Raw genomic sequence first — 15,618 nt, forward strand, 5'->3', positions numbered from 1 at the left:
CCGATTTGCAGGTTCTACTTTAAAGGCTTGGCGCTTTCATCCGCCTTTGTCTTTGCCAGATCCGGTGAAAACGTCTTCGTCAGCGACGAGGCGACGATGATAGCCTGGCTCTTCTCGCCATCGATCAGCGTGCCCCAGGTGCGCGACACATCCATCCCCCACTTCAGGTCCTTCATGATCTCGCGCGACATGCCGACCGCCACCGAATAGGTCTGGCTGCGGAACGGCGAGTCCAGATATTCCATCGTCGCATAAGCCGCGCCCGCCGTGATCGCCAGCTTGGGATCGACCTGCCAGGCCGCTTTCGCCGAATAGATGGTGTCGATTGTGATCGGGGAAATCGGAAACGATGTCTCCGCCGCACGCCGCGAGGCCGTAAAATCAAGGGTTACCGGCTTCAGCCGCCAGGTCAGGGTCGCGTCATACATGGTGCGATTGACGTTGCTGAAATCAACATCGTGGAAATAGCCGAACAGTTGCGACACCGACGCGGAAGCTGTGATCGTGTCGCTGTCGTATTTGGCGAACAGAAACGGCTGAATGCGTTCATTGTCGCGGCGATAGCCGAACACGTCGAATTCTTCGGTGTAGCGCCGCGCCGACAGATTGACCGAGACGCCGATCTCGGTCTTGTCGCGGATCACGCTCACGCCGGGAATGATCGCACCGCGCCAGTATTGCAGAGGCACCGGCAGAAAGTCGGCGAAGATCGCATTGGTCTGGTTGATGGTCGAACGCCCGCCTTCAGCGGTGGCAAACAGCTTGATGTTGTTCTGCAGGCTCTCCACCTTGATCGCCTGCAACAAATCCGTCGTGCGCAGGTTGTAGGTGTTGACGTCGGCGATGGTCGTGGTCGAACTCAGGCGAAACTCGTCGTCGCCCATCGAACCGCGCAAGATCACCTTGCCCGTCAGCGCCGGCACCAATTCGGGCGCCGCATAGCGCGTCGCGCTGGCTTCGGCCACGATGCCCCAGCTCGTTTTGTCCTTGTCGTCCTTGCCGGCCGCTGCGAGCGCAACATCGGTGGCGATGAAGGCACTACCGATCGGCGCGCCGCGCGAGGTGAATTGTGGATTGGTATCATAGCCGCCGCGCAGCCGCAGCGAGCCGACGAATTCGTCTTCCGCATGCGCGGGAACGCCGAGCAAACACATACCTATGACGGCAATAAATACTTTCATACGCAACATAGCTCGCCAATATTACTTCCAACTCGTGGAAGCGTGGCGAGTTATAGTTAGCGAGACATGAAGTTCGCGGGCTTTGCAGGACATCTGCGACATCGCGCGCGCAGAAACATGCTGCGCGCATAAGCTCCTACCGATCAGCCGCGATCCGCAACCAATCGCGCCGGTACTTGTTTCTATCGGAGAGACATTCGGAGGATGTGCGATGCCGTCGACTGCGATTCGACATATCACCTACGATCCGGTGATTCGCGAGTTGCGCGTCACTTTCACCAGCGGCCGTCGGTATGCTTATGCGCAAGTGCCGCCGGAAGTTCACGCGGCTCTCAGCAGCGCAGCGTCACGCGGCACGTTTTTCAACCACCGGATCCGCGACCGGTTTGCCTATCGTGAACTGCCGCGTTCGGGATCAGAACGCAGATCAGGCGCTGATCGCCAGCGTCGACTTCGCATTTGAGATCTGCTGCGCCTGACGCGCGATCATCTTTTCGACCGCGTTATAGGACGAGTTCGCGGTAGTGGTCGTCGACGACGCCGGGACGGCAGTGGTCGACGTCACCGACGATCCGTCCGCATATGCGATAGACGTCGTGGTGCTGCCATCGGCATTCACCGTGGTCGTTGTCGTGGAACCGGCAGTATCGGATTCACCACCGGCCCCGGCCCCGCCGCCGCCGCCGGCGTGATGCCCCTTGCCGGAGCCCTTCAGCGCCGAGCCTAGCTCATCGAGGCTGACGGACCCATCGCCGTTCTTGTCGAGCTTGGCGAACACCTTGTCGGCATTCTCCACATTGGTGCCGCCGGCGCCGAGCTTGTCCTCGAATTCCGCCTTGCTGATCCCGCCACTGCCATCGCCATCGAGCTGCGCAAACAGGCTCTTCAGCGCGTCCGACCGGCTCTTCGAGGACGACGAGACCGACTGGCTCTGTGCATCCAGCAGCGCGCTCATCGTGCTGGCCGAGATCGAGGTCGAGGATGACGAGCTCGTGCTCGCTGTCGAACTGGACGAACTGGACGAACTGGCCTGCGACGTCGTGTTGGAGATATTGAAGACGCTCGCCGCCGATTGCTGCGTGAGGCCGGTGGTCGGCTTCGCCGCAGTGGTCTTCTTTGACGTCAGCGCCTGAAGCGCATCCAGTGCGGACGAGGCAAGACCGAGGGCCTGCAACATCGCGTGTCTCCTGCTCATGCCGCATCCGCGGCGCAATTCCCTGCAAGGATTTCAGCAAGCCGCGTGCCAGCGAAAAAACGTCGCAAAAACAATGGCCCGCAGCAACGGCCGCGCGCACATGTCCCGGCAAATCATGCCGCTGCGGCAGAACTTGCCGGCGCGCCGCGAGCGTTGCCCGCCCCCCGGCCCCATGTTACGCGAGGCGGTCCATTCGCTGCCGTCAGAAAACGTTCAGGAAAACCCCAGGAAAACTCGATGTCCCAGAGCTTCACGCCCCGCCCGCTGGTAATCGCCCCGTCCATTCTGGCGGCTGATTTCGCCAGGCTTGGCGAAGAGGTCCGCGCCGTGGATAGCGCCGGCGCCGACTGGATGCATCTCGACGTGATGGACGGCCATTTCGTGCCGAACATTTCCTACGGCCCAGACGTCATCAAGGCGATGCGCCCGCACACCAAGAAGATCTTCGACGCGCATCTGATGATCGCGCCCGCCGATCCCTATCTCGAAGCCTTCGCCAAGGCCGGCTGCGACCACATCACCGTCCATGCCGAAGCGGGCCCGCATCTGCATCGCTCGCTGCAGGCGATCCGCGCGCTCGGCAAGAAGGCCGGTGTCTCGCTCAATCCCGGCACGCCCATCTCAGCGATCGAATATGTGATCGATCTCGTCGATCTCGTGCTGGTGATGTCGGTCAATCCCGGCTTCGGCGGCCAGGCGTTCATTCCCTCGGCGCTCGGCAAGATCAGCGACCTGCGCGCGATGACCGCGGGCCGTCCGATCGACATCGAAGTCGACGGCGGTGTGTCCGCTGCAGTCGCCGGGCAACTCGCCGCAGCGGGTGCCAATGCCTTCGTCGCCGGCTCGGCCGTGTTCAAGGGCGGCACGGTGGAAAGCTACAAAGCGAATATCGACGGCATCCGCGCAGCGGCAGCAAATGCGCGCGGCGAGATGGTGTAGCCGTAGGGCGCAATAGCACAGTGTATTGCGCCGCTTGCGCATCCGCGGATTACGCCTTCGGCTAATCCGCCCTACGGCTTGCTGATCGCGAACGGCGACACCGTTCCGGCCGCGCTGTGCCGCTACGTCGATGCGCAATAACAGCAGGCGTCGGTGCAGCGATGGGTTCAGATCGAGCGGTCATAGGGAGCACTAGCGAAGCGTATACGCCGAACAGAAGGACATGCAGCGAATGACAGCGCAAGCGAAGCAACTGCTTGTTGAAACCGCAAAATTGATGATCGCGGGAGATCTGGATCTTGTCGAAGGATGCCGCAAACTGATTCGGGTTTCTCGCGGCTGCGATGCTCTACTAAGCCACCCCGACCTGGTGCCCATTGTCGGCTTTGAATCAGAAACCGACGACTATCCTTTAGGCGAAGTGAGAAGCGCATACGAAAAAACATATCTTGCGAAACTGGATCAAGAAATTGCGGAATACAGCGGCAGAGCGCGCCCAAGCGTTCTGAAAGCCTGCCAATTTATTGTCGCGATGTACGGCGAGAAAAACGCGGGTGGAGCTAAGCAAGCCTAGCCCGGATGAACAAAGCAACATCCGGACTAAGACCGCTGTCGTATATTTTGGCTGCTCGGTCGCGATTGCGTTCAAGAACAGCCGGCCCGCTCGGCGCAATAGCCCCTAGGGCGCAATAGCAAAGCGTATTGCGCCGCCTTTGCGGTGGGCAGATTACGCCTTCGGCTAATCCTCCCTACCTTTCAAGTTCAAATATCAAACAGCCACGCTTCCGCAGTCTCGCGGCTCAATGAGCCCGAGTTATGCGGATCGACTCCTCCTCAAAACATGAGGGGTGGCGGCGCGCCGTGAGGCGCAAGGGGTGGTTTTTATCGCGATCCGCTCCACCGGAACGCCGGCAAGCTGCAACCGCGCAACGCCTCACGGCGCGCCACCGCGGCGATTTTGGGCCGGGGACCGTTCTTCCTGGGACGTGGCGGTAGCGGATTTCCCGCGCCTACCTGTCCCAGTCCAGCCGCACGCTAGCGGCAGACCCCCGTAGTGGGGTCGGACGGTGACCTCCAGGCCTCCCGGGTGCGCAAGGGAACGTCTCCCTCGTGCCCGCAGGCGCCGCAATCCAGATCCCACCTCAAGACGCCTCTAGAAGCGCCCCTCGCGAACCGGACGTGCGGAGGATAATCCTGAATGGAATATTGTCAGTATAAGATAGGAAAAAATATTTGACGCCGTCTAGCCCCGCGCTGCCATTCCCCGACTCACCCATGGGCGTGTCGGGGAATGACAGCTCATGCGTCGACGATGGTAAGGACAGCGGTGCGCGCCGATGCGCGCTGGGATGCTATAGACTTTTTTCCGGCCATGCCGATCTGTTATCAACACGCATAGCCTCGCTGCCCGGCGCGACCACAGGCCGAATCTGCCCTTGCCAGGGCCGCGCCCCTCTCTCAGGACAACGATGACCCGAAAAAATGCCGCTGCAGAAGTCGTCCGCACCCTTCGCGAGCGGATTTTATCCGGGGCGCTGCAAGAAGGCACCGCGCTGCGCCAGGAGAAGATCGCGACCGAACTGGGCGTGAGCCGCATTCCCGTCCGCGAGGCGCTGACCCAGCTTGAGGCAGAAGGGCTTGTCAAAATTGTATCCCATATTGGCGCGATTGTGGCCGAATGGTCCCTGGAAGAGATCCGCCAAACCTTTGAAATGCGCGCCGTTCTGGAAACCTGGATCCTGGGAGCGGCCCTGCCCTTCATGACCGAGGCCGACCTTCTCAAGGCCGAAGCCGTCATCGAGGAGATGGAGACCGCCGACCTCGAGGGCTGGGGGCAGATGAACTGGCGCTTCCACGAAGCGCTCTACAGCCCATCCCGCAAGGATCACGTCATCGCCATGCTGCGGAAGACCCACGAGAATATCGACCGCTTCCTGCATATGCACATGAAGCTGACGGACGGCCGCAAAAAGGCCCAAACCGACCACCGCCAATTACTCGAACTGTGCCGCGCCAAGGACTTCCACCGCTCCGAAGCCGTGCTTCGCAACCACATCCTGGATGTTTCCGACAGGCTGGTCGAAAGCGTGGAGCTCGGGCGCAAGATCGCCGCCGCGCAACGGCCACGCCGGCGTCAGCGCCGCAAAATAACGCCCGAAGCTCAGCAAACAGGCGATCTTTCCGGGGACTTGCCCACCAAACCAACTTGACGGCCAGAAAAACCAGAGTCACAAATTGGATACAATTTTGCCACCTCGCGTTCATCCTGAACCGGCGGTGCATCAAAAGAGGTATCCATTATGGCTCCCTGGTCCGGCGTATTCCCTGCGGTTACGACCAAACTGAAGGCAGACGGGTCGATCGACCTTCCCGCCACCCAGTCCAGTATCGAAAGACTCGTCGCCAACGGCGTCTCCGGCGTCATTGTGCTGCCGATGCTGGGAGAAAACGCATCCTTGCGGATGTCGGAGAAGGAAGCGGTGATCCGCGCCGGCAAGGAAGCCGTGGCGGGCAAGGTCCCGCTGCTGTCCGGCCTTGCCGAGATTTCGACCGAATCCGCAGTGGCGACGGCACGGGCCTTCGAGAGCTACGGCGCGGAAGGCCTGATGGCCTTCCCGAGCCTCGGCTACAAGACCGATCCGCGCGAAACCGCCGCCTGGTACAAGACTCTCGGCGCCGGCTGTGGCCTGCCGATCATGATCTACAACAACCCGATCGCCTATGGCGTCGATGTCACTCCGGCGATCCTCGACGAACTCGCCGGCACGCCGTCGATCGTGGCCATCAAGGAAGAAACCGGCGACATCCGCCGCGTCACCGATCTGTACAATGCCCACGGCAACCGCTTCCGCATCTTCTGCGGAGTCGACGACCTGATCGTCGAGAGCATGTCGCTCGGTGCCGTTGGCTGGGTGTCCGGCATGACCAATGCCTGGCCGAAGCAGTGTGTCGAGATCTTCAATCTGTGCGCGGCCGGCCGTTTCGCGGAAGCACTTCCGCTATATCGGCTGATGACGCCGGCATTCCATCTCGATACCGACGTCAAGCTCGTTCAGTACATCAAGCTCGCCGAGCACCTCGTCTACGGCGCGCCTGAATGGGTGCGGCCGCCCCGGCTGCCGATCGAAGGCGCAGAGCGCGCGCGCGTCGTTGCAGTGATCAGCAAGACGATCGAAGACCTCGCCAAGGGCGTCAAGCAAGCCGCGTGATCCATTAACTCCCCTCCGCATGAGCGGAGGGGTTTCCCTTTCAACCGACGCATGGAGTGTAACCTATGACGACCGATACGGCTTACGCTACGACTGACGCTCTCGCCGCCGCGCCCGAAGGCAACCTGCTGCGACGCCGCGTTCTCATTGCCAGCCTCACCGGCAGCGCGATCGAGTGGTTCGACTATTTTCTGTACGGCACCGTAGCCGCGCTGGTGTTCAACCGGCTGTTCTTTCCGAATTTCGATCCGCTGGTCGGATTGATGCTCTCCTATCTGTCATTCTCATTGCCGTTTTTCGTCCGCCCTTTCGGCGGATTTGTTTTTTCGCATATCGGTGACCGGATCGGCCGCAAACAAACGCTGATCCTGACGCTGACCCTGATGGGCGTCTCGACCTTCCTGATCGGGACGCTGCCGAGCTATGACAGCATCGGCGTCTGGGCTCCGATTCTGCTGGTCATCCTGCGCGTCATCCAGGGCATCGGCATCGCCGGCGAATGGGGCGGCGCGTTGCTGCTCGCCTATGAATACGCGCCCGCCGACAAGAAAGGCTTATACGGCTCGATCCCGCAGATGGGCATTCCGCTTGGCATGGTGTTCTCGACCCTTGCCCTATCGATGATGACGCTGTTGCCCGACGCGGACTTCCTCGCCTGGGGCTGGCGCGTACCGTTCCTGCTCAGCGCCGTGCTGGTGCTGCTCGGATTGTGGATGCGTATCGGCATCGACGAGACGCCCGCATTCCGCGAGATGAAGAAGACCGGCAACGTCGCCCGCATCCCGCTGGTCGATACGCTCAAGTATCACTGGCGCGCCGTGCTGATCGCCACCGGCGCCAAGGTCGTCGAGACGGCGCCGTTCTACGTCTTCACCACCTTCGTCGTGAGCTACGCCACCGGCAATCTCAAGATCGACCGGTTCACGGTGCTGAATTCGATCACCCTCGCAGCGCTCGTCACCACCGTGGCTATTCCGTTCATGGGCATGCTATCGGACCGGTTCGGCCGCAAGACGGTGTTCCTGACCGGCACCGCGCTGATGGCCCTGTTCGCCTTCCCCTATTTCATGCTGCTGGACCTCAAGACCACCTGGAGCATTCTGCTCGCCACCGTGGTCGCCGTCGGCCTGATCTGGGCGCCGATCAATGCCACCCTCGGCAGCCTGATGGCCGAGATCTTCTCGACCCAGGTCCGCTACACAGGCATCACCCTCGGCTCCCAGATCGGCGCCGCCGTCGCCGGCGGCACCGCACCGCTGGTCGCGACCTGGTTGCTCGGCCAATACAACGGCTGGGCTGCGATCGCGACGTATATCGTGGCCTGCGCAGTGGTGTCCTTCATCGCCGTCGCCTGCGTGCGCTCCCCGGCGGACAAGTAGCCGCGCGAGCCAGATAGTGATCCGGCGCCGCGGCGCCGGATCGATGTCGCCGTGAACTTTAGGTCGCGATAGACGACCAACGCACATGACACATCCATCGCTCATGTGCGCGACCCGCGCTTTCATCGCAGCGCTTCTTGCCCTGCTGCTATTGAGCCATGCTCACGCGGGCGACGCCGCCGCGCGCAAGGTGATCGGTTTTTCGCCGGACGGCGCGACGTTCGCCTTCGAGCAATTCACGCAATTCTACGATGCCACGGAGATCATGGCCGAGATGCAGGTGATCGACACCCGCACCGACAGCTTCGTGAAAGGCACGCCGCTGTCGATCACGACCAGGGATGGCGATGAGCGGGAGGTCGATGCCGTTCGCGCCGAGCTGATGGCCAAGGCCAAGCCGCTGCTGGGCAAGCTTGATATCACCGAGCCCGGCACACGTTTCGCCGGCGAGCCATCGATGGATCCCGACGAGATCGGCATCTATCAGATGGACCCGAAGCCGCTGGCGACCACGCAGACCATCACCGTGCCCGATGGCCGCAAGCTCGTGCTCACACTTTCCGACCAGGCCCTCGGCAAGGCGTCATGCTATGGCGCCGGCGGCCGCGGCACCTATGGCAGCGTCATCGTCACCGGCGTGACACTGCAGATGAGCATCGACGGGGCCACGCCCGTCACCCTGCAGCAGGACAAGCAACTGCCGAAACGCCGCCGCTGCGTGACGGCTTACGGGATCGCGGAGGCCTATCATCACCAGGCCAAGGACGGCACGCAGACGCTGGCGGTGCTGGTCGAGACAGTGGACGCCCATCAGTTTCATGCTGGGCCGAACCGGCGGTTCATGGCGGTGACGGCGAGGCTGCCGAAGCCGTAAATTCCGCAGGAAAATCAGGCCTTCGGGCGCATCCGAGGTGGCCTCCCCCGTCCCGATCTGCTAAAGCGCGGCGTAATCCCCCAAACGTCAGAGTGCGCAATGATCCCTCGCTATACCCGTCCGGAAATGGCCTCCATTTGGGAGCCGCAGACTCGCTTCAAGATCTGGTTCGAGATCGAGGCCCATGCGGCCGATGCGCTGGCGGAACTCGGTACCATTCCGAAGGATGCGGCGAAGACGATCTGGGCCAAGGCCAAGGATGCCACTTTCAATGTGGAGCGCATCGACGAAATCGAGCGCGAGACCAAGCATGATGTCATCGCGTTCCTGACCCACCTGGCCGAAATCGTCGGCCCCGAAGCGCGCTTCGTGCATCAGGGCATGACCTCCTCCGACGTGCTCGACACCTGCCTGAACGTGCAGCTGACGCGCTGCGCCGACATCCTGATCGCCGACGTGGACCGTCTCCTTGCCGCGCTGAAAACCCGCGCCTTCGAGCACAAGATGACGCCGACCATCGGCCGCTCCCACGGCATCCATGCCGAGCCGGTCACCTTCGGTCTCAAGCTCGCTTACGCCTATGCCGAATTCACCCGCGCGCGCGCCCGCCTTGTGACGGCGCGTGAAGAAGTCGCGACCTGCGCGATCTCCGGCGCCGTCGGCACTTTCGCGCAGATCGATCCGCGCGTTGAGGAACACGTCGCCAAGGCGATGGGCCTCAAGCCGGAGCCGATCTCGACGCAGGTGATCCCGCGCGACCGCCACGCGATGTTCTTCGCCACGCTCGGCGTCATCGCCTCGTCGATGGAGCGTCTTGCGACGGAAGTGCGCCACATGCAGCGCACCGAAGTGCTGGAAGCGGAAGAGTTCTTCTCCGAGGGCCAGAAGGGTTCGTCGGCGATGCCGCACAAGCGCAACCCGGTGCTGACCGAGAACATCACCGGTTTGGCCCGCATGGTGCGCGCCTATGTGACTCCGGCGATGGAGAACGTGGTGCTGTGGCACGAGCGCGATATCTCGCACTCCTCCGCCGAGCGCATGTTCGGACCGGATGCCACGGTGACGCTGGACTTCGCGCTGAACCGCATGGCCGGCGTGATCGAGAAGCTGCTGGTGTATCCCGCCAACATGCAGAAGAACCTCGACCGCCTCGGCGGGCTCGTGCATTCGCAGCGCCTGCTGATCGCGCTCACCCAGAAGGGCGCATCGCGCGAGGACGCCTACAAGCTCGTGCAGCGCAACGCCATGCCGGTATGGCGCGGCGAAGGCGAGTTCATGACGCTGCTGAAGGCGGACGCCGACGTGAAGAAGTATCTCACGGATGCCGACATCGAAGAGCAGTTCGACCTCGGCTATCACTTCAAGCACGTCGATACGATCTTCAAGCGCGTGTTCGGCGCGAGCTGATCACCGCATGGGCTATGTCGTGGCCGTGGCGCTCCGCCGCGGCCATCACTTCAGCAAGATAGCGTCGCTGAGCATTCGCCTGCTCAGCGGTCTCGGCGTCGAAGGCGACGGCCATATGGGCGCGACGGTGCAGCACCGCTACGACCGCCGCCGCGAGCCGATGAAACAGAATCTGCGCCAGGTGCATCTGATCGGCTCGGAACTGCTTGACGAGCTACGCACCAAGGGCTTCGCCATCCAGCCCGGCGATCTCGGCGAGAACATCACGACATCAGATATCGATCTGCTTGCATTGCCGACCGGCGCGCGGCTGCATCTCGGCGCGCGTGCGGTGATCGAACTCACCGGCCTGCGCGAGCCCTGCGTGCTGATGGATCGTTTCCAGCAGGGCCTGAAGGCCGCGACGCAGGATCGCGACGCGAGTGGCAATGTTATTTGCAAGGCCGGCGTAATGGCAATTGTCGTCGCGGATGGCGATGTCAGGCCGGGCGACAGCATTGAAGTTCAGTTGCCGAGTGGGACGCAGTGTCCATTGGAGCCAGTGTAACCACACACTGTCACTCCCCACGCAGCATTCGCATCACCACCGCATCCTTCCGCACGACACGGTGATACATCGCCGCGAGCAGATGGATCACCACCAGTGCGATCAGCAGATAGGCCGCGTAGATGTGCCAGTCCTCATAGAGATCGGCATTGGCCTTGTTGGTTACGGTGAATTGCGGCACGCGAAACAGACCGAAGAAGTCCGCGTAATCCGGCTTGTGCGCGCCGGAATGCGCCCAGCCGAGCACAGCCACCAGCATGGTGATCACATAGAGCGCCCAGTGATTGGCTTTGGCCAGCGCACGCTCCCACAGCGGCGATCCCGCCGGCAGCGGCGGCACCGGATTGATAGCCCGCCAGATCAGGCGGATCGCCATCAAAAGCAGGATCATGTAACCGATATCGGCATGGATCGAGCGATGGAAGAAGCGCACCGGCCGCGGCGCGATGTGGTTGAACCACCAGCCATAGGCCAGCATGAAGATGATCGCGACGCCCAAAATCCAGTGGAATGCCCGGGCCAGACCGCCCCAACTGCTCATGGTGTTTCGAAGCATGTTGTCCCCCGTCCCCGCCCAGCCCTAGGAAGGCCACGAGTCAGGATTAGCAACAAGGCATCGCACGGCTCCCGCCGGGCAAATCCTTCTGGAATTGTTCTAATCCCAAAGACACTTCGGTCAAATTCAGCTTAACAACCTCGCAGTAACCATCCTCCCCTAGGCTCTCATGATGCCCACGCGTCCCACCATCCTTGTGTTCGACTCCGGTCTCGGCGGCCTCACCGTCCAGCGCGAGGTTGCGAAGGCACGCCCGGATGCCCGCTATGTCTATGTGGCGGATGACGCGTTCTTTCCCTACGGCCAGCACACCGAAGAGGCGCTGATCGGCCGCGTCGTGCCGCTGATGGGCGAATTGATTGCCGCGCACCGGCCGGACCTCGTGGTCATCGCCTGCAACACCGCTTCGACGCTGGTGCTCACTCATCTGCGCGCTGCCTATACCGTACCCTTCGTCGGCACCGTGCCAGCGATCAAGCCGGCCTGCGCGCGCTCGCTCACCAAGCGGGTCTCGGTGCTCGGCACCTCTGGCACCGTGAAGCGCGAATATACCCAGACGCTGATCCGCGAATTCGGCAGCGGCTGCATCGTCACGCTGGTCGGCTCGGCCGATCTAGCTGCAATGGCGGAAGGCGCACTCGGCGGCCAAGGCATCGCCGACGCCGACCTGTTTCGCGAGATCGCCCCCTGCTTCGTGCAGGACGCCGCCGGCGCCCGTACCGACACGATCGTGCTCGCCTGCACGCATTATCCGCTGCTGCTCGACGACCTCAATCGGATCGCACCATGGCCCGTCGCATGGATCGATCCGGCTCCGGCGATCGCGCGGCGCGTGGTCGGCCTGATCGGCGATCATCAGCCCGGCGTGCCACTTGGCGATGCCGTACTGCTGTACACGTCCGGCAAACGCCACGCCTGGCCGGAGGCGCTGGCGCCATTCTTTGGCGGACAGGTCGCGGCGTAGCGCGCGATCACTCGACTTTCCCCCGCGCGCTGCTAGCTTTGCGGCACGCCGTTCCGAGAAGAGAACGGCAAGGGAGAATGACATGCTCAGGACCAGCTTTCTCAAGACACTCCTTGTTGGCGCAGCGATCACCGTCTGCGCCGGTGCTGCCAGTGCACAAGGCATCAAGCGCACGCCGCTGCAGGACATCAAATATCCCGCCGGCCATCACATCGTGACGGTCGTGGCCGAAATCGGCCCGAACCAGCTCGCCGGCCGCCATACCCATCCGGGTGTCGATACCGGTTACGTCCTCGATGGCGACGCGACGCTGATCGTCGAGGGCCAGCCCGACAAGGTACTGAAGGCCGGCGATTCCTATGCCGTCCCGGCGGGGATCCCACATGACGTGAAGACCGGCGACAAGGGCCTGAAGCTCATGGCAGTCTATGTTGTCGAAGAGGGCAAGCCGGTGGCGACGCCCGCGCCGAAATAACAGGATTAATCGAAGCACATGACGACCCCCGCGCCATTTCATGATCTCAAGCAGAAATGGCGCGAGGGGCGCCCCACTTTCGGGGCTATCGCCACCATCCCCAGCATTCAGACCGTGCGCATCATGGCGCAGACGCTGGACTGGCTCATCGTCGATTGCGAACACGGCCCGATCGATCTCAACACCGCTCACGGGATGATCATGGCCACCGCAGGCACGCCCTGCACGCCATTGGTACGTGTCGCCGCCAACGAGCCATGGCTGGCGAAAGCGCCGATGGATTTCGGCGCGATGGGCATCAACTTCCCGATGATCAACAGTGCGGCTGACGCGGCGAAGGCCGTCGGCAGCCTGCGCTATCCGCCGACTGGCGAGCGGCTGTGGGGACCGTTCCACGCACCATTCCGCTGGAACGTGCCGATGCCCGACTATATGGCGCGCGCCGACGACAGCATGATCTGCATGATCACCATCGAGCATATCGATGCAGTGAACCGGATCGACGAGATCATGGCCACACCGGGCATCGACGTCGCGGTGATCGGCGTCGGAGACCTCGCGACATCCATCGGCAAGCGTGGCCAGCCGGGCGATCCCGAGGTGCAGGCGCTGGTGGCGCGGGCCGAAGCGGGAATCCTCAAGTCAGGCGTCCCGCTGGGCGGCGCGGCGCTGAACGCCGATATGGGGAATGCCATGATCGAGCGGGGCTATGTCCTGCTGGCGCTGGGATTCGACTGGTCTCTGTTCCAGCGCGGAATCGCCGCCGGATTCGAGGGCATCAGGCGGTAAAACTGCCCTTTCGATGCCGATTTTGCGCCGGAACCGGCCGGATTGGCGCTATAAACCCGCCAAACGGCAAAAAGCCTGTCTTTCAATTGACATAACCGGTCTCTGCCCCTAGAAACCGCCCTGCTCGCGGGCCGTTTTCGGCCCGCGAAGCGTTTCGCACCCGTGGTTCTCCACCCAGCTTTGGGAATGAACCTGTCGGTGCCGAGATTTTCCTGACCTCTGTTTTCAGACCATGGATTGATCCCGGTACACAGGAGGGCGCGTCTCCTCACATCCACAAAGAGCCATCGCTTCGCGATGGCTGACAACATCGAGGACGCGATGACAAAGCGTAGTGAAGCTAAATACAAAATCGACCGCCGTATGGGCCAGAACATTTGGGGTCGTCCCAAGTCTCCGGTCAACAAGCGTGAATACGGCCCCGGCCAGCACGGCCAGCGCCGCAAGGGCAAGCTCTCCGACTTCGGCACGCAGCTGCGCGCCAAGCAGAAGCTGAAGGGCTATTACGCCAACATTTCCGAGCGCCAGTTCCACTCCATCTACGTGGAAGCCGGCCGTCTCAAGGGCGATACCGGTGAAAACCTGATCGGCCTGCTCGAGCGCCGCCTCGACACCGTCGTGTATCGCGCCAAGTTCGTCGCCACCATGTTCGCGGCCCGTCAGTTCATCAACCACGGCCACATCAAGGTGAACGGCAAGCGCGTCAACATCGCGAGCTATCTCGTGAAGGTCGGCGACGTCATCGAGATCAAGGAATCCTCCAAGCAGCTCGCTTTCGTTCTGGAAGCCAGCCAGCTCGGCGAACGCGACACCCCTGATTACGTCGAAACCGACCACAGCAAGATGACCGCCAAGTTCATCCGCATTCCGCAGCTGTCGGACGTTCCCTTCGCCGTGCAGATGGAACCGCATCTGATCGTCGAATTCTATTCGCGCTAATTTCTGACAGCGCTGACGAGATCAAGGCCCCGGATTTTCCGGGGCCTTTTTTGTTGTGTAAGCTCAGCGCTCACAATGCACGGACGCCATCATGCCCTACACCCCCGCCTCGCCCACTCAGTCACAGCCGCCGGTCCGCATCAATCTTCTGTCCGACACACAGACGCGGCCGACGCCCGCGATGCGCGCGGCGATCGCTTCGGCCGAGGTCGGCGACGAACAGATCGGCGATGACCCCAGCGTCAACGCGCTCTGCGCCCGCGTCGCGGATCTGCTCGGCAAGGAAGCTGCGGTGTTCATGCCCTCCGGCACCATGTGCAATGTCGCGGCGCTGCTGGTGCATTGCCGGCCAGGCGATGAGATCATCGCGCACAAGACCGCACATATTCTCTCGCGCGAAGGCGGCACCCATGCCGCGCTCGGCGGCTTCCAGATCACCGGGCTGGATGGCGCTGATGGTCAATTCACGCCGGACGCACTGCGCGCCGCCCTGCATCCACATACGCGCTACGAGATGCCGCAAACCGTCGTCAGCGTCGAACAGACGGCCAATATCGGCGGCGGTACGATCTGGACCAAACAACATCTCGACGAGGTCGCAGACATCGCGCATGCGCGCGGCATGGCGACACATATGGATGGCGCGCGGCTGCTGAACGCCTGCGTCGCCACCGGTATCAGCGCGCAGGACATGGCGGCCGGCTGGGATTCGGTCTGGATCGATTTCACCAAGGGCCTTGGCGCGCCGCTCGGAGCTGCATTGGCCGGACCACGCGCGTTCATCGACAAGGTGTGGCACTGGAAGCAGCGACTCGGCGGCGCGATGCGTCAGGCCGGCATGAGCGCAGCGGGATGTCTGTACTCACTCGATCACCATGTGGATCGATTGGCCGACGATCACGCGCATGCGCGCGCACTTGCGAGCGGACTGGCGCAGATCAATGGCGTCGTTGTGCAGCAGCCGGAGACCAATCTCGTCTTCTTCGATCCCGCGGGCGCAGGTATCAGCGGCGCGGACATGGTGAAAGCCTTGCGTGCGAAGGGCGTGCTGCTCGCGACCATGGACGGCCGCATCCGTGCCTGCACGCATCTGGACGTCACTGCTGAGATGATCGAACAGACGCTGGAATTGATCAGGGACGTGGTACGCAGGGCCTAGACTGC

The 15,618-nt window shown here is 62.3% G+C and carries 17 protein-coding genes; 14 read left to right on the top strand and 3 right to left on the bottom strand.

Features of this window, described 5'->3' with window-relative positions; all coding sequences use genetic code 11:
- Positions 1-14: 14 nt before the first annotated feature.
- Entirely contained in the window at positions 15-1,181 is a 1,167-nt protein-coding gene (locus CIW50_RS09955; RefSeq protein ID WP_246664209.1) for an outer membrane beta-barrel protein, read from the bottom strand.
- Positions 1,182-1,392: 211 nt separating this feature from the next.
- On the opposite strand from CIW50_RS09955, the gene CIW50_RS09960 reads away from it, so the two are divergent.
- Positions 1,393-1,644 carry a KTSC domain-containing protein gene (locus CIW50_RS09960; RefSeq protein ID WP_149531587.1) on the top strand — a complete coding sequence of 84 codons (252 nt, stop codon included), beginning with the start codon at positions 1,393-1,395 and terminating at the stop codon, positions 1,642-1,644.
- On the opposite strand, the gene CIW50_RS09965 is transcribed toward CIW50_RS09960, so the two are convergent.
- Positions 1,609-2,358, bottom strand: a complete 750-nt coding sequence (locus CIW50_RS09965; RefSeq protein WP_149531063.1) for an EF-hand domain-containing protein — start codon at positions 2,356-2,358, stop codon at positions 1,609-1,611. The genes CIW50_RS09960 and CIW50_RS09965 overlap by 36 nt on opposite strands.
- Positions 2,359-2,613: 255 nt before the next feature.
- Between CIW50_RS09965 and rpe the strand changes: the two genes are divergently transcribed.
- The 8 genes from rpe to CIW50_RS10005 all read left to right on the top strand — a co-directional run bounded on the left by rpe (position 2,614) and on the right by CIW50_RS10005 (position 10,731).
- Positions 2,614-3,315 carry a ribulose-phosphate 3-epimerase gene (gene rpe, locus CIW50_RS09970; protein ID WP_149531064.1) on the top strand — a complete coding sequence of 234 codons (702 nt, stop codon included), beginning with the start codon at positions 2,614-2,616 and terminating at the stop codon, positions 3,313-3,315.
- A 232-nt stretch (positions 3,316-3,547) separates the two neighbouring features.
- Positions 3,548-3,889 carry a hypothetical protein gene (locus CIW50_RS09975; RefSeq protein WP_149531065.1) on the top strand — a complete coding sequence of 114 codons (342 nt, stop codon included), beginning with the start codon at positions 3,548-3,550 and terminating at the stop codon, positions 3,887-3,889.
- Between the two features lie 895 nt (positions 3,890-4,784).
- Positions 4,785-5,525 carry a GntR family transcriptional regulator gene (locus CIW50_RS09980; protein ID WP_149531066.1) on the top strand — a complete coding sequence of 247 codons (741 nt, stop codon included), beginning with the start codon at positions 4,785-4,787 and terminating at the stop codon, positions 5,523-5,525.
- 90 nt (positions 5,526-5,615) lie between these two features.
- Entirely contained in the window at positions 5,616-6,524 is a 909-nt protein-coding gene (locus CIW50_RS09985; RefSeq protein WP_149531067.1) for a dihydrodipicolinate synthase family protein, read from the top strand.
- Positions 6,525-6,589: 65 nt separating this feature from the next.
- Positions 6,590-7,903 carry an MFS transporter gene (locus tag CIW50_RS09990; protein WP_149531068.1) on the top strand — a complete coding sequence of 438 codons (1,314 nt, stop codon included), beginning with the start codon at positions 6,590-6,592 and terminating at the stop codon, positions 7,901-7,903.
- Between the two features lie 85 nt (positions 7,904-7,988).
- The gene (locus tag CIW50_RS09995; protein WP_149531069.1) at positions 7,989-8,777 is read left to right on the top strand and encodes a DUF2259 domain-containing protein; all 789 of its coding nucleotides are present in this window, start codon (positions 7,989-7,991) and stop codon (positions 8,775-8,777) included.
- Positions 8,778-8,876: 99 nt separating this feature from the next.
- The gene (gene purB, locus CIW50_RS10000; RefSeq protein WP_149531070.1) at positions 8,877-10,184 is read left to right on the top strand and encodes an adenylosuccinate lyase; all 1,308 of its coding nucleotides are present in this window, start codon (positions 8,877-8,879) and stop codon (positions 10,182-10,184) included.
- A 7-nt stretch (positions 10,185-10,191) separates the two neighbouring features.
- Positions 10,192-10,731, top strand: coding sequence for an MOSC domain-containing protein (locus CIW50_RS10005; RefSeq protein ID WP_149531071.1), 540 nt, complete (start codon positions 10,192-10,194; stop codon positions 10,729-10,731).
- Positions 10,732-10,741: 10 nt separating this feature from the next.
- Here CIW50_RS10005 and CIW50_RS10010 read toward each other — a convergent pair whose 3' ends face one another.
- Positions 10,742-11,287: a cytochrome b gene (locus CIW50_RS10010; protein ID WP_149531072.1), complete on the bottom strand. Its 546-nt coding sequence runs from the start codon at positions 11,285-11,287 to the stop codon at positions 10,742-10,744.
- A gap of 172 nt (positions 11,288-11,459) precedes the next feature.
- Between CIW50_RS10010 and murI the strand changes: the two genes are divergently transcribed.
- The 5 genes from murI (at position 11,460) to CIW50_RS10035 (ending at position 15,613) form a co-directional block, all read left to right on the top strand.
- On the top strand, positions 11,460-12,251 hold the full coding sequence (murI, locus tag CIW50_RS10015) for a glutamate racemase (protein WP_149531073.1): 792 nt from the start codon (positions 11,460-11,462) through the stop codon (positions 12,249-12,251).
- Positions 12,252-12,333: 82 nt separating this feature from the next.
- Positions 12,334-12,726, top strand: a complete 393-nt coding sequence (locus tag CIW50_RS10020; RefSeq protein ID WP_149531074.1) for a cupin domain-containing protein — start codon at positions 12,334-12,336, stop codon at positions 12,724-12,726.
- Positions 12,727-12,744: 18 nt separating this feature from the next.
- Positions 12,745-13,515, top strand: a complete 771-nt coding sequence (locus CIW50_RS10025; RefSeq protein WP_149531075.1) for an HpcH/HpaI aldolase family protein — start codon at positions 12,745-12,747, stop codon at positions 13,513-13,515.
- Between the two features lie 321 nt (positions 13,516-13,836).
- Entirely contained in the window at positions 13,837-14,454 is a 618-nt protein-coding gene (gene rpsD, locus CIW50_RS10030; RefSeq protein ID WP_089265666.1) for a 30S ribosomal protein S4, read from the top strand.
- Positions 14,455-14,545: 91 nt separating this feature from the next.
- Positions 14,546-15,613 carry a threonine aldolase family protein gene (locus CIW50_RS10035; RefSeq protein WP_149531076.1) on the top strand — a complete coding sequence of 356 codons (1,068 nt, stop codon included), beginning with the start codon at positions 14,546-14,548 and terminating at the stop codon, positions 15,611-15,613.
- Positions 15,614-15,618 lie beyond the last annotated feature (5 nt).

Origin of the sequence: Tardiphaga sp. P9-11 (genome assembly GCF_008329525.1) — a bacterium.
Taxonomy (GTDB): domain Bacteria; phylum Pseudomonadota; class Alphaproteobacteria; order Rhizobiales; family Xanthobacteraceae; genus Tardiphaga.